At 71.0% G+C, this 18,132-nt stretch carries 21 protein-coding genes; 18 read left to right on the forward strand and 3 right to left on the reverse strand.

All coding sequences use genetic code 11. The features are described 5' to 3' along the window. The first annotated feature begins 106 nt into the window (after positions 1 to 106). The 14 genes from map to KHP12_RS29970 all read left to right on the forward strand — a co-directional run bounded on the left by map (position 107) and on the right by KHP12_RS29970 (position 10,038). The gene (gene map, locus KHP12_RS29905) at positions 107 to 943 is read left to right on the forward strand and encodes a type I methionyl aminopeptidase (protein WP_086880021.1); all 837 of its coding nucleotides are present in this window, start codon (positions 107 to 109) and stop codon (positions 941 to 943) included. A gap of 163 nt (positions 944 to 1,106) precedes the next feature. After that, positions 1,107 to 1,328, forward strand: coding sequence for a translation initiation factor IF-1 (infA, locus tag KHP12_RS29910; protein ID WP_003956442.1), 222 nt, complete (start codon positions 1,107 to 1,109; stop codon positions 1,326 to 1,328). 28 nt (positions 1,329 to 1,356) lie between these two features. Then, entirely contained in the window at positions 1,357 to 1,470 is a 114-nt protein-coding gene (gene rpmJ, locus KHP12_RS29915; RefSeq protein WP_003956441.1) for a 50S ribosomal protein L36, read from the forward strand. A gap of 196 nt (positions 1,471 to 1,666) precedes the next feature. Next, on the forward strand, positions 1,667 to 2,047 hold the full coding sequence (gene rpsM / locus KHP12_RS29920) for a 30S ribosomal protein S13 (RefSeq protein ID WP_014054183.1): 381 nt from the start codon (positions 1,667 to 1,669) through the stop codon (positions 2,045 to 2,047). 66 nt (positions 2,048 to 2,113) lie between these two features. Then, the gene (gene rpsK, locus KHP12_RS29925; protein WP_009715860.1) at positions 2,114 to 2,518 is read left to right on the forward strand and encodes a 30S ribosomal protein S11; all 405 of its coding nucleotides are present in this window, start codon (positions 2,114 to 2,116) and stop codon (positions 2,516 to 2,518) included. A gap of 28 nt (positions 2,519 to 2,546) precedes the next feature. Further along, positions 2,547 to 3,173 carry a 30S ribosomal protein S4 gene (gene rpsD / locus KHP12_RS29930; RefSeq protein WP_037952907.1) on the forward strand — a complete coding sequence of 209 codons (627 nt, stop codon included), beginning with the start codon at positions 2,547 to 2,549 and terminating at the stop codon, positions 3,171 to 3,173. 105 nt (positions 3,174 to 3,278) lie between these two features. Next, complete coding sequence (locus tag KHP12_RS29935; RefSeq protein ID WP_009715858.1) at positions 3,279 to 4,301, forward strand: DNA-directed RNA polymerase subunit alpha; 1,023 nt, start codon at positions 3,279 to 3,281, stop codon at positions 4,299 to 4,301. A gap of 114 nt (positions 4,302 to 4,415) precedes the next feature. After that, positions 4,416 to 4,937 carry a 50S ribosomal protein L17 gene (gene rplQ / locus KHP12_RS29940; RefSeq protein ID WP_086880023.1) on the forward strand — a complete coding sequence of 174 codons (522 nt, stop codon included), beginning with the start codon at positions 4,416 to 4,418 and terminating at the stop codon, positions 4,935 to 4,937. Positions 4,938 to 5,022: 85 nt separating this feature from the next. Further along, the gene (truA, locus tag KHP12_RS29945) at positions 5,023 to 5,889 is read left to right on the forward strand and encodes a tRNA pseudouridine(38-40) synthase TruA (RefSeq protein ID WP_086880024.1); all 867 of its coding nucleotides are present in this window, start codon (positions 5,023 to 5,025) and stop codon (positions 5,887 to 5,889) included. Positions 5,890 to 6,068: 179 nt separating this feature from the next. Continuing rightward, on the forward strand, positions 6,069 to 6,947 hold the full coding sequence (locus KHP12_RS29950) for an STAS domain-containing protein (RefSeq protein ID WP_086880025.1): 879 nt from the start codon (positions 6,069 to 6,071) through the stop codon (positions 6,945 to 6,947). Next, on the forward strand, positions 6,944 to 7,354 hold the full coding sequence (locus KHP12_RS29955) for an STAS domain-containing protein (protein WP_086880026.1): 411 nt from the start codon (positions 6,944 to 6,946) through the stop codon (positions 7,352 to 7,354). The genes KHP12_RS29950 and KHP12_RS29955 overlap by 4 nt, the downstream gene beginning before the upstream one ends. After that, entirely contained in the window at positions 7,338 to 7,817 is a 480-nt protein-coding gene (locus KHP12_RS29960; protein ID WP_078559227.1) for an anti-sigma regulatory factor, read from the forward strand. The genes KHP12_RS29955 and KHP12_RS29960 overlap by 17 nt, the downstream gene beginning before the upstream one ends. Continuing rightward, positions 7,814 to 8,833: a SpoIIE family protein phosphatase gene (locus tag KHP12_RS29965; protein WP_086880027.1), complete on the forward strand. Its 1,020-nt coding sequence runs from the start codon at positions 7,814 to 7,816 to the stop codon at positions 8,831 to 8,833. Before KHP12_RS29960 ends, KHP12_RS29965 begins: the two co-directional genes overlap by 4 nt. After that, on the forward strand, positions 8,830 to 10,038 hold the full coding sequence (locus tag KHP12_RS29970) for a PP2C family protein-serine/threonine phosphatase (protein ID WP_086880028.1): 1,209 nt from the start codon (positions 8,830 to 8,832) through the stop codon (positions 10,036 to 10,038). The genes KHP12_RS29965 and KHP12_RS29970 overlap by 4 nt, the downstream gene beginning before the upstream one ends. Here the strand turns inward: KHP12_RS29970 and KHP12_RS29975 are convergent. Both KHP12_RS29975 and KHP12_RS29980 read right to left on the reverse strand, forming a co-directional pair. Further along, entirely contained in the window at positions 10,032 to 10,559 is a 528-nt protein-coding gene (locus KHP12_RS29975; RefSeq protein WP_086880029.1) for a hypothetical protein, read from the reverse strand. The genes KHP12_RS29970 and KHP12_RS29975 overlap by 7 nt on opposite strands. Positions 10,560 to 10,658: 99 nt before the next feature. After that, on the reverse strand, positions 10,659 to 12,758 hold the full coding sequence (locus tag KHP12_RS29980) for a glycosyltransferase family 4 protein (RefSeq protein WP_210609676.1): 2,100 nt from the start codon (positions 12,756 to 12,758) through the stop codon (positions 10,659 to 10,661). 306 nt (positions 12,759 to 13,064) lie between these two features. Between KHP12_RS29980 and KHP12_RS29985 the strand changes: the two genes are divergently transcribed. Next, complete coding sequence (locus KHP12_RS29985; protein ID WP_211833919.1) at positions 13,065 to 13,856, forward strand: hypothetical protein; 792 nt, start codon at positions 13,065 to 13,067, stop codon at positions 13,854 to 13,856. 37 nt (positions 13,857 to 13,893) lie between these two features. Here KHP12_RS29985 and KHP12_RS29990 read toward each other — a convergent pair whose 3' ends face one another. Next, complete coding sequence (locus KHP12_RS29990) at positions 13,894 to 14,760, reverse strand: hypothetical protein (RefSeq protein ID WP_086886467.1); 867 nt, start codon at positions 14,758 to 14,760, stop codon at positions 13,894 to 13,896. A gap of 766 nt (positions 14,761 to 15,526) precedes the next feature. On the opposite strand from KHP12_RS29990, the gene rplM reads away from it, so the two are divergent. From rplM to glmM, 3 genes are all read left to right on the forward strand, one after another. Beyond that, positions 15,527 to 15,970, forward strand: coding sequence for a 50S ribosomal protein L13 (gene rplM, locus KHP12_RS29995; RefSeq protein ID WP_020869230.1), 444 nt, complete (start codon positions 15,527 to 15,529; stop codon positions 15,968 to 15,970). A 41-nt stretch (positions 15,971 to 16,011) separates the two neighbouring features. Next, positions 16,012 to 16,515, forward strand: a complete 504-nt coding sequence (gene rpsI / locus KHP12_RS30000; protein ID WP_037952927.1) for a 30S ribosomal protein S9 — start codon at positions 16,012 to 16,014, stop codon at positions 16,513 to 16,515. 140 nt (positions 16,516 to 16,655) lie between these two features. After that, positions 16,656 to 18,014, forward strand: coding sequence for a phosphoglucosamine mutase (gene glmM, locus KHP12_RS30005; protein ID WP_086885859.1), 1,359 nt, complete (start codon positions 16,656 to 16,658; stop codon positions 18,012 to 18,014). Positions 18,015 to 18,132 lie beyond the last annotated feature (118 nt).

Genomic DNA, 18,132 nt, shown 5'->3' on the forward strand with positions numbered 1-18,132 from the left:
AGCTGTCACCGGCCGCGATGCCCCGCCGGGGCGTCGCGGCCGTACTGTTGAGCAGATACGTCACGGCACGGACCGGCACCCAGAGACTGACCCGGAAGGCACCCCCATGGTGGAGATCAAGACCCCCGAGCAGATCGCGAAGATGCGTGAGGCGGGACTGGTCGTCGCCGCCATCCACGAGGCGACGCGGGCGGCGGCCGTCCCCGGCGCCAGCACCAAGGACCTGGACGACGTCGCCCGTAAGGTCATCGCCGACCACGGCGCCAAGTCGAACTTCCTGGGGTACGGCGGCTTCCCCGCCACCATCTGCACCTCGGTGAACGACATCGTGGTGCATGGCATCCCGGACCGGGAGACCGTCCTCAAGGACGGCGACATCATCTCCATCGACGCGGGCGCGATCGTGGACGGCTGGCACGGCGACGCCGCCTTCACCGCCTTCGTCGGCACCGGTCACGCCCCGGAGCTGTACGAGCTGAGCCGGGTCACCGAGGAGTCGATGTGGGCCGGGATCGCGGCGGTCCGCAAGGGCAACCGGCTGGTCGACATCTCCAAGGCGATCGAGGGCTACATCCGCCGCCAGCCCCGCCCGGCCTCCGGCAAGTACGGGATCATCGAGGACTACGGCGGCCACGGCATCGGCACCCAGATGCACATGGACCCGCATCTGCTGAACTACGTCTCCAAGAAGCGCGGCAAGGGCCCCCGGCTGGTCTCCGGCTTCTGCATCGCGATCGAGCCCATGGTGAGCCTGGGCACCGCGAAGACGCATGTGCTGGCCGACGACTGGACGGTCAAGACGGACGACGGCACCTGGTCCAGCCACTGGGAGCACTCGGTCGCGCTGACCGAGGAGGGCCCGCTGGTGCTGACCGCCGTGGACGGCGGCAAGGCCAAGCTGGCCGAGCTGGGCGTGGAGGCCGCGCCCGACCCGCTGGCCTGACGATCTCCGTCCGAGATCTCCATGGGCATAAAGATCTCAAAATCGGGGCATGATGCCCCGGATTCGTGTTTCGGGATGCCCTGACGTAGACTGACACGTCGGCTCTCGCCTGCCCTCCCGCATGCCGCGAGCCGATCAAGGTAGCCGATCCCGAAAGCAGGACATGGCCAAGAAGCAAGGCGCCATCGAAATCGAGGGCACCGTGATCGAGTCTCTGCCGAACGCGATGTTCAAGGTGGAGCTTCAGAACGGTCACAAGGTCCTCGCGCACATCAGCGGCAAGATGCGTATGCACTACATCCGCATCCTGCCCGATGACCGGGTGGTCGTGGAGCTGTCTCCGTACGACCTCACGCGCGGACGGATCGTCTACCGCTACAAGTAGATCTCACGACCCGGAGAACCTCACACCCATGAAGGTCAAGCCGAGCGTCAAGAAGATCTGCGACAAGTGCAAGGTGATCCGCCGCCACGGCCGGGTCATGGTCATCTGCGACAACCTGCGCCACAAGCAGCGCCAGGGCTGACGCACACCGGCCGAAATCCTGCACCACTCGCAGTATCTTCGCGCGACGTCATAACTTTGCGTACATACGCAGTCACCCGTTCCCGCCTCGCGGGGACGACACCCCCGGTCGGAGGCCGGGGACCCGGGAGCCGTCCCGTACGGCGGCCGGGAGTGGTGCTGCGGAAGACCTCCGACAACCATCTGGAGCCAGATTCATGGCACGCCTCGCAGGCGTTGATCTCCCGCGCGAAAAGCGCGTCGAGGTCGCCCTCACCTACGTCTTCGGCATCGGTCGCACCCTTGCCCAGCAGACGCTCGCCAACACCGGTGTGAACCCGGACACCCGCGTTCGCGACCTGGGCGAAGAGGACCTGGTCAAGATCCGCGAGTACGTGGACAACAACATCAAGACCGAGGGTGACCTCCGTCGCGAGATCCAGGCCGACATCCGCCGCAAGGTCGAGATCGGCTGCTACCAGGGTCTGCGCCACCGCCGCGGCCTTCCGGTCCACGGCCAGCGCACGTCGACCAACGCCCGCACCCGCAAGGGCCCGCGTCGCGCGATCGCCGGCAAGAAGAAGCCGGGCAAGAAGTAGTCCGCACCGGACGCTGACAAGCGGTCCGAGCTGTAGGACCGACCACCTCCACGGGAGATTTCGAGAATGCCTCCGAAGAGCAGGACGGCCGGCGCCAAGAAGGTGCGCCGCAAGGAGAAGAAGAACGTCGCCCACGGGCACGCTCACATCAAGAGCACGTTCAACAACACCATCGTCTCGATCACGGACCCGACCGGGAACGTGATCTCTTGGGCCTCGGCCGGCCACGTCGGCTTCAAGGGCTCGCGCAAGTCCACTCCGTTCGCCGCGCAGATGGCCGCCGAGTCGGCCGCCCGCCGCGCGCAGGAGCACGGCATGCGCAAGGTCGACGTGTTCGTCAAGGGTCCGGGCTCCGGCCGTGAGACCGCGATCCGCTCGCTCCAGGCCACCGGCCTGGAGGTGGGCTCGATCCAGGACGTCACTCCGACTCCGCACAACGGATGCCGCCCGCCCAAGCGTCGGCGTGTCTGACCGGCTGAAGTAGGAGACAACAGAAACAATGGCGCGTTACACCGGGGCCGACTGCAAGCGTTGCCGTCGGGAGAAGCAGAAGCTCTTCCTCAAGGGGAGCAAGTGCGAGAGCGCGAAGTGCCCGATCGAGATCCGTCCTTACCCCCCGGGTGAGCACGGTCGCGGGCGCACCAAGGACAGCGAGTACCTCCTTCAGCTCCGTGAGAAGCAGAAGGCGACCCGCATCTACGGTGTCCTTGAGAAGCAGTTCCGTGGTTACTACGCGGAGGCGAACAAGAAGTCCGGCAAGACCGGTGAGAACCTTCTTCGCATCCTCGAGACCCGACTCGACAACGTGGTCTACCGGGCCGGCTTCGCCAAGTCCCGCGACCACGCCCGTCAGCTGGTCCGCCACGGCCACATCAACGTGAACGGTGTCAAGACCGACATCCCGTCGGCCCGGGTCACCGTGAACGACATCATCGAGGTCCGTCCGAAGTCCCGGACCCTGACCCCCTTCCAGGTGGCTCAGGCCGAGGCCGGCGAGCGCACCGTGCCGGCGTGGCTGGAGGCCATTCCGTCGCAGCTGCGGATCCTCGTGCACTCCATGCCCGAGCGCCAGGTGATCGACACCCAGGTGCAGGAGCAGCTCATCGTCGAGCTCTACTCGAAGTAGTAGACCTAGGCGATTACGGGCGGTACGCGCCGTTCGGTGCGTACCGCCCGTATCATTGAAGGGTTCGGCGTCAAATAGCGGGCGCCGAAGACTGGAGGCAATTCCATGCTGATCGCTCAGCGTCCCTCGTTGACCGAAGAGGTCGTCGACGAGTTCCGCTCCCGGTTCGTGATCGAGCCGCTGGAGCCGGGCTTCGGCTACACCCTCGGAAACTCCCTGCGTCGTACGCTCCTCTCCTCGATCCCCGGTGCGGCGGTCACGTCCATCCGGATCGACGGGGTCCTGCACGAGTTCACCACCGTGCCGGGCGTCAAGGAGGACGTCACCGACCTGATCCTCAACATCAAGCAGCTGGTCGTCTCCTCGGAGCACGACGAGCCGGTCGTGATGTACCTGCGCAAGCAGGGCCCGGGTCTGGTCACCGCCGCCGACATCGCGCCGCCGGCCGGTGTCGAGGTGCACAACCCCGACCTGGTCCTGGCCACGCTGAACGGCAAGGGCAAGCTGGAGATGGAGCTGACCGTCGAGCGCGGTCGCGGCTATGTCTCCGCCGTGCAGAACAAGCAGGTCGGCCAGGAGATCGGCCGGATCCCGGTCGACTCGATCTACTCGCCGGTGCTCAAGGTCACCTACAAGGTCGAGGCGACCCGTGTCGAGCAGCGCACCGACTTCGACAAGCTGATCGTCGACGTCGAGACCAAGCAGGCCATGCGGCCGCGTGACGCCATGGCGTCGGCCGGTAAGACCCTGGTCGAGCTGTTCGGCCTGGCCCGCGAGCTGAACGTGGACGCCGAGGGCATCGACATGGGCCCGTCCCCGACGGACGCCGCCCTCGCCGCCGACCTGGCGCTGCCGATCGAGGAGCTCGAGCTCACCGTTCGTTCGTACAACTGCCTCAAGCGCGAGGGCATCCACTCCGTGGGTGAGCTCGTGGCGCGGTCCGAGGCGGACCTGCTCGACATCCGGAACTTCGGCGCCAAGTCGATCGACGAGGTCAAGGCGAAGCTGGCCGGTATGGGCCTCGCGCTCAAGGACAGCCCGCCCGGATTCGACCCGACCGCCGCGGCGGACGCCTTCGGCGCCGACGACGACGCGGACGCCGGTTTCGTCGAGACCGAGCAGTACTAGAACCTGCTGGTCCGCTGTGGTTGAGGTCTTGTCCTCAATCGCCGGACGGGCTGGATTTTGTTCACTGACACCGGTACCTGATACGGCCGGTGCAGACACCTAGGAGATACACCAATGCCGAAGCCCACCAAGGGCGCCCGTCTGGGCGGCAGCGCTGCGCACGAGCGGCTCCTGCTGGCGAACCTCGCCACCGCGCTGTTCGAGCACGGCCGGATCACCACCACCGAGGCAAAGGCCCGCCGCCTGCGCCCGGTCGCGGAGAAGCTGGTCACCAAGGCGAAGAAGGGCGACCTTCACAACCGCCGTCTGGTGCTCCAGACCATCCGTGACAAGAGCGTCGTGCACACTCTCTTCACCGAGATCGGGCCGCGCTACGAGAACCGGCCGGGTGGCTACACCCGCATCACCAAGATCGGTAACCGTCGTGGCGACAACGCCCCGATGGCGGTCATCGAGCTGGTCGAGGCGCTGACCGTGCAGCAGGAGGCGGTCGGCGAGGCCGAGGCCGCCACCAAGCGGACCGCCAAGGACGCTGCCGGTGACCAGGCCGCCGCGGACCTCAAGAAGGAGACCCCGGCTGCCGAGGCCACCGAGGCTCCGGCCGAGGCCGAGGCCGAGGAGTCGAAGGACGCCTGAGGCGTCCCGACGGCTTTCGTCGTACGGACGGGCCCGCCCCCAGATCCTGGGAGCGGGCCCGTTCCGCATGGAGAGGAACGGTTGGGTGAGTGACGAGGCGGCGCCCGGTTTCGTACGGGTCCGGCTGGATCTGAGTTACGACGGCAAGGACTTCTCGGGCTGGGCCAAGCAGCGCGAGCGGCGCACCGTACAGGGCGAGCTGGAGAGCGCGCTGCGGACGGTGACGCGCTCCGCGGAGACCTTCGAGCTGACCGTCGCGGGCCGCACCGACGCGGGGGTCCACGCCCGCGGCCAGGTGGCGCACGTGGATCTGCCCGAGGCGCTGTGGGCCGAGCACCGGGACAAGCTGCTGCGGCGGCTGGCCGGCCGGCTGCCCCATGACGTACGGGTCTGGCGGGTCGCCGAGGCCCCGTCCGGGTTCAACGCCCGCTTCTCCGCGATCTGGCGGCGCTACGCCTACCGGGTCACCGACCACCCCGGCGGGGTCGATCCGCTGCTGCGCGGCCATGTGCTGTGGCACGACTGGCCGTTGGACGTGGACGCCATGAACGCGGCCTCGATACGGCTCCTGGGCGAGCACGACTTCGCCGCGTACTGCAAGAAGCGCGACGGCGCCACCACCATCCGCACCCTCCAGCGGCTGGACTGGGTGCGCGGGGCGGACGGCGTGATCACGGCCACGGTGCGGGCGGACGCCTTCTGCCACAACATGGTGCGCTCGCTGGTGGGCGCGCTGCTCTTCGTCGGCGACGGGCACCGTCCCCCGGACTGGCCCGCCAAGGTGCTCTCGGCCGGGCTGCGCGACTCCGCCGTCCATGTCGTACGCCCCCATGGCCTGACCCTGGAGGAGGTCGGCTACCCGGCCGACGACCAACTCGCGGCCCGTAACCGCGAGTCCCGCAACAAGCGCTCCCTGCCCGGCGCGACGGCGATCGGTTCCGGCTGCTGCTGAGGTGTGGGGTGGGTGTGGGCGGGCGATCACGGGGTACTCGCTACGCGCATCGTGTGCGGATGGCGGGACGAGAACAGGTCACGGCGGGGCGGTGATCGGCATGATGCGGCTTCCGGGGCCCCCGGAAGATCGATAAAATTTGCCAACCGACAACGGTCGCCGACCGCGAAGGGAACCGCGTGACTACCAGCGAGGCCGCTGTGCGAGAGCGCCTGACCAGGGCGCTCCATGAACGCGGCGAGGAGATCGCCGATCGCTGGGTCGAGCTGCAGATGGAGCAGGCCCTGCTCGACACCGACATCGGGGAGGCCGAACTCCGCGAGGAGGCCGACGCCTTGATCGAGGCGCTGGTCCCGGGGCTCCAGAGCGGTGTGCCGGTGGACCGCGTGGTGACCTCCAGCCCGGGGCTGCACGAGGCCGTGGTCGGGCTTTCGATGCGCCGGGCGCGGGCCGGTGCCACCCCGACGGCGACCGCGCTCGCGGTGCTGGCGCTCAAGGAGGCGCTGCTGAAGGCGGTGCAGCGGGACACCCGGGATGCCGAGGAGCTGTTCGCCTCGGCCGTCTTCATGAACCGGCTGCTCGATGTGGCGGGGGCGCTGTCCTTCGAGACGTATGTGGAGGGCCGGGAGGAGATCATCCGCCGGCAGAGCCAGCAGCTGATGGAGCAGTCGACGCCGGTGGTGCGGCTGTGGCGGCAGGTGCTGGCCGTGCCGCTGATCGGCACGCTGGACACCGCCCGGACCCAGGTGGTGATGGAGAATCTGCTCCAGGCCATCCAGGACCATGAGGCGCTGGTCGCGATCATCGACATCACGGGTGTGCCGACGGTGGACACCGCCGTCGCCCAGCATCTGATGCAGACCGTGAACGCGGTGCGGCTGATGGGCGCGGACTGTGTGATCAGCGGGGTGCGCCCCTCGATCGCCCAGACCATCGCCCAGCTCGGCATCGATCTGTCCACCATCCTCACGCGGGCGACGCTGGCCGACGCGCTGGCCGCCGCGATCAAGCTGATCGACGGGCCGGGGCCCGACGGTGATGAAGGAGACGGTCGATGACCGGTCATCGCTCGCCCGGCGTTCCGATTCTGCGACTGGGCGACGTCCTGGTCACCGGCCTGCTCAATGAGCTCGACGACCGGACCGCCATCGCCTTCACCGAGGAGCTGACCGAGCGGATCTCGGCCGAGGGCGCCCGCGGGGTGCTCATCGACATCTCCCGGCTGGAGGTCATCGACTCCTTCGTGGCCCGGACGCTGATGGAGCTGACCACGGTGGCCCGGCTGCTGGGGGCGCGGGTGATCGTGGCCGGGATGCGACCGCCGGTGGCGATCACCCTGGTGGAGCTGGGGATCGAGCTCGTCGGCGTGGAGACCGCACTCAATCCGGAGCAGGGCTTGGCCGCGCTGGGGTGGCGACAGGCCCCACAGCCCCTGGAAGGGGCCCGACGTGGCACTCCCCGGTGATTCCATCCTCGCCTCCCCCGGGACCAAGAGGTCCACGCGGTCCGATGGCCGGCGCCCGCCCGCGCCGGCCTCGTACCCGGTGCGCACGGAGGAGGACCTGCTGACGGTCCGCCACGCGGTGCGCGCGGCCACCGTCGAGGTGGGCTTCGGCCTGGTGGACCAGACCCGTGTGGTCACGGCCGCCAGCGAACTCGCCCGTAACGCCTATGTCCACGGGGGCGGCGGCACGGTGACCCTGGAGTATCCGCGCGATCCCCGGGGGCGGCGGGGGCTGCGGCTGATCGTCAAGGACGAGGGGCCGGGGATCGCCGACCTCGACGTGGCGCTCACCGACGGCTTCACCACCGGCTCGGGCCTGGGCCACGGGCTGGGCGGCGCCCGGCGGCTGATGGACGAGTTCTCGGTGCGCACCGGCCCGGGTGAGGGCACGGTGGTGGTCGCCACTCGCTGGACGGTCCGGTGACCGATACCTTCACGGCGCCCACCGTCGAGGTGCGCGTCGACCACCACAGCGCCGTGCATCTGGCCGCCGAGGCGGCGCGTGGGGTGGCCCGGGAGTGCGAGCTGCCGGGGGCACTGCCCGACCAGGCGGCGGTGATCGCCTCGGAGCTGGCGACCAACCTGGACAAGCACGCCAGCGACGGCACGCTCTACGTCCAGCCACTGCCGCTGGGCCACGGGGTGGAGATCCTCACCGCCGACCGCGGCCCCGGTATGCACGACCCCGAGCGCTGTCTGGCGGACGGCTACACCACGTCCGGAACGCTGGGGGTCGGGCTCGGCGCCGTCAAGCGGATGGCGACCCACTTCCAGATGCGCAGCGCCGACGGCAGCCACGCGGGCACCTGGGCCTGCGCCCGGCTCACCGCGCCGGGCGAGCAGCGGCCGGAGTGGCAGGGGGTGGGCGCGGTCTGTCTGCCCGCAGAGGGGGAGGAGGGCTGTGGCGACGCCCGCGCGATCGTCGACACGGACTCCGCCCGCACCGCGGTCGTCCTGGACGGTCTCGGCCACGGCCAGCTGGCCGCCGAGGCGGCCCAGGCGGCGCTGCGGACCTTCCACGCCGACCCCGACCGGCCGCTGCCGGAGGTGCTCACCCGGATGAACCGGGCTCTGCGGCACACCCGGGGGGCCGCCGTGGGCGTGCTGCGGCTGTACGCCGAACACGCCGACTACTGCGGTATCGGCAACATCCGCGCCCTCGCCCTGACCCACGACAGGGTCCGGCACCGGCTGATCGGGCAGCCCGGTATCGTCGGCTGGGGAATGCCCACCCCCCGCGTCCACGACTTCCCGCTGCCCCAGGGCGGTACGGCGGTGCTGCACAGCGACGGCATCGACGCCCGCTGGTCGCTCGACCCGCCCCCGTCCGTGCTCCGCCTCCCGCCGCCCCTGTTGTCCGCCGCACTCGCCCATGGCCATCGCCGCGTCCGCGACGACGCCACGGTGCTCGCGGCCAGGTCCCCCTTAAGGCTTCCATGACGACGAGGAACCTCACCTGCGCCACGACGGCGGGGCTCAGTCGGGCCGTTCGGGCGCTGGCCCGGGAGCACGCCCTGGACCCCGCGGTCCGGGCGCGCCTTGTGCTGTCCGCCGCCGAGGCCGCCGGGGCGGCGCTGCGGGCCGGGCGGGAGACGGGCCTCACATGGGCGTACGACCCGGCCGAGGGGCTGCTCACGGTGGGCTTGCGGACCCCGGGCGATACCGGTCCGGTGGCGGGGGACCTCCCGATGGCCCCCGACGAGGTGACCGAGGGCGAGGTGGTCTGGCGCCTCCCGGCGTCACCCCCATCCGACGCCGCGGGCGAGGCGCCCGGCGAGGACGCCCTGGCCGCGGAGGAGCTGCGCGCGGTCGTGGCCGCCGCCGACGCCCTCACCTCCGAGCACCGCCGGCTCAAGGACGAACTCGCGGAGACCAACAGCGGGGTGCTCGCCCTCTACGTCCAGCTCGACGAGCGGGACAAGCAGTTGCGCACCGCGCACGGCCAGACCCTGCGGGAGCTGGAGGACGCGCTGCGCCCGGCGCCCATCAAGGCCGACGGTCTCGAACTCGCCGTGCACTACGAACCGGCCGGCACCGACGCGCCGACCGGCGGGGATCTGTACGACTGGTTCGTGCTGCCCGACGGCACCGTCCACATCACCATCGTGGACGCCCTGGGCCATGGGGTGACCAGTACGCGCAGCGCGCTCAACGTCACCCACGCGGTGCGCACCCTGGCCCTGGAGGGCCACCGGCTCGAGTCGATCGTGGGCCGCACCGACGAGATCCTGCGCCCCTTCGACCGATCCGTGATGGCCACCGTGCAGCTCGCCCGGATCGATCCGGCCTCCGGTGAGCTGTGGCTGGCCAATGGGAGCCATCCGCCGGCGCTGCTGCTGCGCCGCGACGGGACGGCCCGGTATCTGGAGGCCCGGGGGCGGGGGATCGGCTTTCCGCTGCCCGGCAGCGAGACCCCGCTGACCGAGCGGCTGGCCCCCGGGGACCTCCTCCTGCTCTACACCGACGGTCTCACCGAGAGCCGCCGGGACCCGATCGAGGGCGAGAAGCGCCTGATCGAGGCCGCGCACAAGCATCTGCGGAGCCCGACGGAGGAGGTCCCCGGCGCCATCGCGGAGGATATGCACACGGTGATCCTGCATCCGGATGACACCCTCGCGCTGGCGGTGCGGCTCACCGGTCAGTGATCGGCGGCCGGGCCGAGGCGCTGCCGCGGGATACGGCCCCGCCGGAGGTCCCGCTGACGGGGGACCGGAGGCGGGAGCGGGCGCTCGTCGTGCGGCTGGGCACGGACCAGCTGCTCGAACAGGGGACGCGCCGCGACCAGCGCCTCCCGCATCCGCTCCGTGGCCGTCTCGCCCTCGTGCACCCGCGCCGCCATGGCGTGCAGCCGGCGGTAGCCCTCGATCTCCTCGGGGTGACGGACGGACAGCGCGTCCATCCGCTTCTCCTCGGACTCGGCCGGATAGCCGCGGTCCACGGCCAACGCGCCCAGCAGCCGGTCGGCTTCGTGCAGGGCCCATCCGGGGGAGTCCACGAACCGCTCCTGCAAGCCCGCCCACCGTGCCGCGTACTGCTCCCTGGCTTCCGAGGGCAGGCTTCGGACCGGCAGCTCGCCCTTGCGGCCCTGCCGCACCGAGGGGGCGATCACAAGACCGGCGATGGCGGCCAGTGCCGCCAGCAGGATGATGAGCGTGACAGTTGACATCGCTGTGCCTTCCGCAGAGATTTTCCTCGCTCGAGGCTGGTATCACCGAGTGTTACCGGTGATCTGGGCGGCAAACACGGCACCTTTGGACCGAGTCCCTCAATTCCCTGTGGTGACGGAGATGATGGCGAGGTCACCGGTGCGGGTGAGGTGGGGGCGAACACCGTGAGTGATCGGAAAGAGGTCCGTTTTGTCGCGGTCCACGATGTCGCCGACGATGCGTCCGACCCGGATCGGGGTCCCGCCCCGGGCTGACTTATGGAGCGTCAGGGTCCAGCCGGCGGCGTCCCCTTCGCCGTCACGGGCCTCCCGGATCCGCTCGTACGGGACGGTGAAGCGGAACCGTCCGCCGTCGAGCGCCGTGACCCCGGTGAGAAACGGGCGGGCCGGGCCCTTGGACGGGGTGGCCACCGCGGTCGGCGCGGCGTCGGGCCCGAACCGCGCCCCGTGCAGGGTCCCTTCGACGGCGATCCCCTCGGCGTCCAGGCGGATCACCCGGGCCTCGGCGTGGGCCGGGCGCCGCCAGGCGCGCAGCGCGAGATAGCCGTCGACGGTGGGGTACGGGATCCACCAGGTGAACGGGGAGCCGGGCAGCGGCTCCAGGTCCAGCAGCCCGCGCCCCTCGGCGAAGCGGCAGCCGACCCGGCGGCGCACCCCGTCGGAGGGGCGGACCACATGCAGATCCCAGCGGCCCTCGTCGAGGTCGAGCGTCGCCCGGTCGAGCGTGGCCGTCCAGGGCGCGGACGGCGCGCCGCCGACCGGGGGCAGCAGCGGTACGTGGAACGGGGGCTCGTCGCTCTTGCGGCGGGTGACGGTCAGTTCGAGCCCGCCGCCGTGCAGACCGGCGGGCTCCAGCAGCACCGCCAGATTGCCCTCGGCGGTGACCCGGCAGGACGCGACGGGCCGCAGGGGTTTGCGGATCAGCTGCTTGACCGCGCCCTTGAGGGTGCCGGTCAGCGGCGCTCCGGCCGACCGGGCCAGCAAGGGCGCGGCCACCCGGCGCCGGTGGGCCGGGGCCGCGGCGCCGCGGGCGGTGTGGAGCTCCTCGATCAGTCGCTCGTAACTGGCCGCCACGCGCTCGGGTGCGTATCGCTGCGCCGCGATCCGGGCCGCCGCGCCCATCGAGCGGCGCAGTTCGTCGTCCTCGATCAGGGTCAGCAGCCCCTTGGCGATCCCGTCCGCGTCGCCGACCGGCACCAGCAGTCCGTCCCGGCCATCGGTGATGATCTCGCCCGGACCGTGCGGGCAGTCGGTGGCGACCACGGGCACCCCGCAGTGCATCGCCTCGACGATCGTCATGCCGAACGACTCCTCGCGGGAGGTGACGGCGGCGATCGCGCCCTTGGCCCACTCGGTCTCGATGGGGGAGTAGGCGCCCATCAGGGTGATGTGATCGGCCAGCCCGAGCTCGTCGATCTGGCGGCGCAGGGAGGGGAGTTGGGGGCCGCGGCCGTAGATGCGCAACCGCCAGTCGGGGTGTTTGGCGGCCACCTTTTCCCAGGCGGCCACCAGCAGGTCGTAGCGCTTGACGGGGATCAGCCGGCCCGCGGCCACGACGAGTTTGGCGCGGCCGTCGGAGGGCTCGATCCCGGTGGCGGGCACCCCGTTGGGCAGGGCGGTCAGCCGGGTGGTGACACCGGGGAGATGGGCCCGGTGGGTGGCCGCGTCGGCCTCGGAGACGGAGGTGTACGCGTCGAGGTGGGGGATCGCGGCGTCGCAGGCGGCGCGGATCTCGGCGCGGTGGGTGCCGTGGAGGCGGTGCTCCTGGCCGATCCGCAGAAAGCGGCCGGATCGGCCGAGCGCGGCGAGGTAGATGACCAGTCCGGGGCGGGTGGCGATGACGACATCGGCGTCGGTGCGGTCGAGGTACTCGGCGACGCGTTCGTCGGTGAGCGCGTTGAAGTTGGTGGTGCCCTTGGCCTCGGCGGCGGGGATGTGGGCGCTGGGCCGGGTCAGCAGCGGATGGCCGAGGTCGGCGGCGCGGCGCCCGGCGTGGGGCCGGTCCTCGTGGGGGCGCAGATCGATCAGGGGGCTGAGCCGCACGGCGGGGTGCAGGGGGAGGTTCGGGGTGTCGATGGTGCGGATCAGGGAGACGATCTCCACGGTGTGGTGGGCGGCGAGCGCCCCGGCCACATTGAAGGTCGACCGGATGGTTCCGCCGATGCCATAGGCGTTGTGGAGCAGGAAAGAAATCTTCATGGTGATGTACGCGCGGCAGGGCTGAACTGCCGCGACGTGCCCTCCCCTCCGAGGCCGTGCTTCGTTCTGGTTCCGAGCCAGGCTGCATTGCGCCGATATGGGGCCGGTGTGATGCCGGTATGGAACCAGTAAGGATTGATCGGTCCGTAAGACTGGCTGGGGCCGCGAAGGTTGCTTATGCGTGTGGTGATATGGGATCCACCACATTCGGAAAAGGGATTACAACCTTCCCCGGGGTCTGGGAGTCTGCGGGATGTCCGTGCGGTGGCCGTACGGGCCCGATACCGACCAGGGGTGGACAGAGAAATGAACGACTCCGGTGCGAAGCGGACCGTGGGTGCGGCCATCGCGGTGGTGGCGGCGCTCGGGCTGATGACCGGATGCGGCAGCGACTCCGGCGACGGCAAGGCGGACGGCGCCAAGCAGGCGGGCAGCGCCGAGCAGGGCGACGGCGCTTCGCAGGGGGACAAGGCCGCGGGCTCCGGCCAGGACGCGAAGCCGCTGTCCGCGTCCGCCCTGGAGCGGGCCGCCCTGACCAATGGCGAGGTCAAGGGGCTCGAGGTGCAGAAGATGACGGACAAGGAGGTCGGCGAGGGCGGCTCGGCCAAGACCGGCAAGGCCGCGTGCCGACCGATGGCCGCGCTGATGGGGAGCCGGTACGACCCGGCGCCCAAGGCCAGCGTCCACCGCGCCTACGCCACCGACCTCACCAAGGCGAAGGTCGGCTCCACCGGCCTGATCCGGATCTCCTCCTACGGACCGGGCGACGCCGAGCGCACGGTGAAGGACCTGCGCGAGGCCGTCACCGCCTGTCAGGGCGGCTTCCCCGCCGAGGACGGCTCGGGCGGGAAGGCGGACGTCAAGAAGGTGACACCGCTGGACGCGCCGAAGGCCGGGGACGAGGCGGTGTCCTTCAGCCTGCATGACGCGGGCAAGGAGAAGGCCGTCATCAAGTTCACGGTCGTGCGGACCGGGCCGCAGGTGACGGTGTTCTTCGGGGTGAACATCGCCGACCCCGCGAAGTCCGAGATCCCGGCCGCGCTGGTGGACGCCCAGGTGGCGAAGGTGGCGAAGGCCACGAAGGGCGCCGCGTCCTGAGCCCGGCGGGCCCGGGCCTTCCGCCCGCGGCCCGGTCTCAGTTGGTGGCGGAGGCGGCCGAGGCGGCCTCCGCCGACGCCTGGGCGTTGCCCCTGGCCAGGATCTGGCGGAAGGTGTAGTCGGCCACATCGCGGCCGGCCTGGAGGGTGGCGGTGTCCGACGACGTGACCGCCTTCCCCGACGTATAGCCGGAGATCGTGAAGTAGGCGTACCGCCCGATCGCGTTCGCCGAGCTCTGGCAGGCCGTCCGGCGGCAGAAGGTCGGCACGCCCCCGCCCGAGAGCGAGGCGATGTTCGGCTTGTACCCGTCCTTGGCCTTCTCGGCCGCCGCCTTGCCGTCGAAGACGGCGACACCGATCGTCACCGCGACGCCGTCCCGGGTGAAGGTGGCCCGCAGCAGCTTGCGGCAGCCGTTGTTCACCAGGACCGGGCCGAGCGCCCCCTGGGTCGCGGCCGAGCAGCTGGTGGTCGAGGCGGACGCCGCCTTGGTGTACGACCGGTCGTCCTTCGTGGCGCGCTTGTCGGGGAAGAGGCCGGCCGCGCTCAGCGGCGCCTTGTCCCGCCGGGCGCTGGAGATGATGTCCAGCGGCTTCGGCGGCGCGGGCGGGGCCACATTGGAGAAGGTCGGCTCGGGCGTCGCCGACTCGCTGGGCAGGTCCGGCGGGGTCGGCAGCCCACCGGCCGAATCGCCGCCCCCGTTGTCCTTGTGCCCGCTGCTGACCACGGCGGTGGCGACGATCGCGGCGACGGCCGCCGTCGCCAGCGCCCCGCCCCCGATGAAGAGCAACTTGCGGCGGCGGTTGCGCGCGGCGGACTGATCGGCGAGCGCCGCCCAGTCCGGCGTCGACGGCTGAGGCGCCTGAGAACCCCCGGGCCCGTAAGGCCCCCCTTGCCCAAAGCTCATGGCGCGCATCTTAGACCGGCCGAGTGACAGGATGGACCCGCCGGCGGGTCCCTCTTGCGCCCCACCCCCACGCGGCCGGTGCCCCGGGCCGAACCCGGGCCACAGCCGGGCGTCCGGCGAAGCCGCCGGCGGCCGGTGCCCCGGTCCGAATCGCGGCGCGCGGCCGGACGCGCGGCGAAGCCCCCGGCGGCGGCCGGACCCCGTGTGACGCGCAAGGGCTCGGCGGGGGCCCCGGCCCCGACGCGGCGCACGGCCGAGTGCGCGGCGGCGCGGGGGCGTTTTGGCTGGCGTGGGTGGGCGCCTTGGCTGGCGTGGGTGGGCGCCCCGCCCCCTTTCGCCTCGCGCCCTGGCGCACGAGGGTGGGAGGCTCTGATGCCGCGATCGGCGCGGGGGGCTCCCAGTGCCCCCCCCTGCGGGCAGGCGCCTCCGGCCGGTGGCCGGGCCCGCTCGAGGCGCCCGGGCTCGGCCGGGGCCCCAGCCCCGAATGGGCCGCGGGCGGGTCCGCGGCGGCGCGGGGGCGTTTTGACCCGGGTGGGGGCGGGCCGGTATTCTGCCAGTTCGTTATGCGTATTGGCTTGCTCGTTCTCACGTGAGAGGCCGTTACGCCGGTCCACCGGGCCGATGACCAGCGGCAAGCACTCGGCATGCGTCACCGAGGTGCGGCCACGGCTGTCGTGATCGTCCGGGTGGCCTTGTCCGGACCTGTCATCCCGGCCCTCGCGGGCCCGGGGAGACTTCACTCACTGAAGAAGCGAAGGCTACGACCGTGCGTACGTACAGCCCCAAGCCCGGCGACGTTCAGCGTCAGTGGCATGTCATCGACGCCACCGACGTGGTTCTGGGCCGTCTGGCCACCCAGGCCGCCACCCTTTTGCGGGGCAAGCACAAGCCGGTGTACGCGCCGCATGTCGACGCTGGTGACTTCGTCATCATCATCAACGCCGACAAGGTGCACCTCTCCGGCAACAAGCGGACCCAGAAGATGGCGTACCGCCACTCCGGCTACCCGGGTGGTCTGCGCTCCATCCGCTACGACGAGCTGCTGGAGAAGAACCCGGAGAAGGCCGTCGAGAAGGCCATCAAGGGCATGCTCCCCAAGAACACCCTGGGCCGTCAGATGCTCTCGAAGCTGAAGGTGTACTCGGGCGACCAGCACCCGCACGCCGCTCAGCAGCCGGTTCCGTTCGAGATCACCCAGGTCGCGCAGTAGTCCCGGCCACCCCTTACGACGAAGAGAATCTGAGGAGCATCGTGGCCGAGACCACCGCCGAGACCCCCCTCGATGTCGAGGAGTACACCACCGAGAGCGTTGAGACGGTCGAGTCGGAGTACACCTCCGAGTCGCTCGCTTCCCGCTTCGGTGACCCGCAGCCTGCCGCCGGCACCGGGCGCCGCAAGAACGCCGTGGCGCGTGTCCGCATCGTGCCGGGCAGCGGGCAGTGGAAGATCAACGGTCGTACTCTCGAAGAGTACTTCCCCAACAAGGTCCACCAGCAGGAAGTCAACGAGCCCTTCAAGGTGCTCGAGCTGGACGACCGCTACGACGTCATCGCCCGCATCTCGGGCGGCGGCGTCTCCGGCCAGGCCGGGGCGCTGCGTCTGGGCATCGCCCGGGCGCTGAACGAGGCGGACGTGGACAACAACCGCGGCCCCCTCAAGAAGGCCGGCTTCCTGACCCGTGACGACCGCGCCACCGAGCGTAAGAAGGCCGGTCTGAAGAAGGCCCGCAAGGCGCCGCAGTACAGCAAGCGCTGACGCCCATCGCGGCACCGCTGCTTCACCCGAACGCCCCGGCGGCACCACCTGTGCCTCCGGGGCGTTCGGCTATCGCCACCGGGGGGCGTATACCTACAAGCAAGCTTCTGCTCCCCAGCTCGTAACTTCGGAGGACACCAGTGGGACGACTCTTCGGTACGGATGGTGTGCGCGGCGTCGCGAACGCCGATCTGACGGCTGAGATGGCGCTCGGTCTGTCGGTAGCGGCGGCGCATGTGCTCGCCGAGGCGGGAACCTTCGAGGGCCATCGGCCGGTGGCGGTGGTCGGGCGGGACCCGCGAGCGTCCGGGGAGTTCCTGGAGGCGGCCGTGGTGGCGGGGCTGGCCAGTGCCGGGGTGGACGTACTGCGGGTCGGCGTGCTGCCCACGCCGGCCGTCGCGCATCTGACCGGGGCGCTGGACGCGGACCTCGGGGTGATGCTCTCCGCGAGCCACAACCCGATGCCCGACAACGGCGTCAAGTTCTTCGCCCGCGGCGGCCACAAGCTGGCCGACGAGCTGGAGGACCGCATCGAGACCACCTACCGGTCCCACGCCTCCGGTGAGCCGTGGGACCGGCCGACGGGCACGGGGGTGGGCCGGGTCCGGGACTACGACGAGGGCTTCGACGCCTATGTGGCCCATCTGGTCGGCGTCCTCCCCAACCGGCTCGACGGCCTCAAGGTCGTCATCGACGGGGCGCACGGCGCGGCCGCCCGGGTCTCCCCGGAGGCGTTCGCGCGGGCCGGGGCCGAGGTCGTGACGATCGGCACCGACCCGGACGGGCTCAACATCAACGACGGCTACGGCTCCACCCACCTCGCCCGCCTCCAGGCGTCCGTCGTGGAGCACCGGGCCGACCTCGGCATCGCCCACGACGGGGACGCCGACCGCTGTCTCGCGGTGGACGCGGCGGGCCGCGAGGTCGACGGCGACCAGATCCTCGCCGTCCTGGCCCTGGCCATGCGCGAGGCGGGCGAGCTGCGCGGGGACACGGTGGTCGGCACCGTGATGTCCAACCTCGGCTTCAAGCTGGCCATGAAGCGGGAGGGGGTCGAGCTGGTCCAGACGGCGGTCGGGGACCGCTATGTGCTGGAGGAGATGAAGTCCCACGGCTACGCCCTGGGCGGCGAGCAGTCCGGGCACGTGATCGTCCTCGACCACGCCACGACGGGTGACGGCACCCTCACCGGTCTGCTGCTGACGGCCCGCGTCGCCGCGACCGGCCGCACCCTGGCCGACCTCGCGGCCGTCATGGAGCGGCTGCCGCAGGTGCTGGTCAACGTCCCCGACGTGGACAAGTCCCGGGTCGCCTCCAGCGCGGACGTGGCCGCGGCCGTCGCCGAGGCCGAGCGCGAGCTGGGCGAGACCGGCCGGGTCCTGCTCCGCCCCTCGGGCACGGAGCCGCTGGTGCGGGTCATGGTCGAGGCCGCCGACATCGAGCAGGCCCGCTCGGTCGCCGGCCGCCTGGCGGACGCGGTGAAGTCGGCTCTGGGCTAGGGCCTCTCTCCGAGCCCGAGGGAGCCTCGGTCCTGGTCTCTCCACTGGGACCCTCAATCGCCGGAGGGGCTGGATTTTCCAGCCCCTCCAGGGGGCACCTCCCAGCGGTAGCTGGGGG

The organism is Streptomyces asiaticus (assembly GCF_018138715.1).
GTDB lineage: Bacteria > Actinomycetota > Actinomycetes > Streptomycetales > Streptomycetaceae > Streptomyces > Streptomyces asiaticus.

Excerpts from the sequence above, each read along its gene's own strand:
- map (WP_086880021.1), top strand. The coding sequence starts at position 107 with ATGGTGGAGATCAAGACCCCCGAGCAGATCGCGAAGATGCGTGAGGCG.
- infA (WP_003956442.1), top strand. The coding sequence starts at position 1,107 with ATGGCCAAGAAGCAAGGCGCCATCGAAATCGAGGGCACCGTGATCGAG.
- rpmJ (WP_003956441.1), top strand. The coding sequence starts at position 1,357 with ATGAAGGTCAAGCCGAGCGTCAAGAAGATCTGCGACAAGTGCAAGGTG.
- rpsM (WP_014054183.1), top strand. The coding sequence starts at position 1,667 with ATGGCACGCCTCGCAGGCGTTGATCTCCCGCGCGAAAAGCGCGTCGAG.
- rpsK (WP_009715860.1), top strand. The coding sequence starts at position 2,114 with ATGCCTCCGAAGAGCAGGACGGCCGGCGCCAAGAAGGTGCGCCGCAAG.
- rpsD (WP_037952907.1), top strand. The coding sequence starts at position 2,547 with ATGGCGCGTTACACCGGGGCCGACTGCAAGCGTTGCCGTCGGGAGAAG.
- KHP12_RS29935 (WP_009715858.1), top strand. The coding sequence starts at position 3,279 with ATGCTGATCGCTCAGCGTCCCTCGTTGACCGAAGAGGTCGTCGACGAG.
- rplQ (WP_086880023.1), top strand. The coding sequence starts at position 4,416 with ATGCCGAAGCCCACCAAGGGCGCCCGTCTGGGCGGCAGCGCTGCGCAC.
- KHP12_RS29955 (WP_086880026.1), top strand. The coding sequence starts at position 6,944 with ATGACCGGTCATCGCTCGCCCGGCGTTCCGATTCTGCGACTGGGCGAC.
- KHP12_RS29970 (WP_086880028.1), top strand. The coding sequence starts at position 8,830 with ATGACGACGAGGAACCTCACCTGCGCCACGACGGCGGGGCTCAGTCGG.
- KHP12_RS29975 (WP_086880029.1), bottom strand. The coding sequence starts at position 10,559 with ATGTCAACTGTCACGCTCATCATCCTGCTGGCGGCACTGGCCGCCATC.
- KHP12_RS29980 (WP_210609676.1), bottom strand. The coding sequence starts at position 12,758 with ATGAAGATTTCTTTCCTGCTCCACAACGCCTATGGCATCGGCGGAACC.
- KHP12_RS29985 (WP_211833919.1), top strand. The coding sequence starts at position 13,065 with ATGAACGACTCCGGTGCGAAGCGGACCGTGGGTGCGGCCATCGCGGTG.
- KHP12_RS29990 (WP_086886467.1), bottom strand. The coding sequence starts at position 14,760 with ATGAGCTTTGGGCAAGGGGGGCCTTACGGGCCCGGGGGTTCTCAGGCG.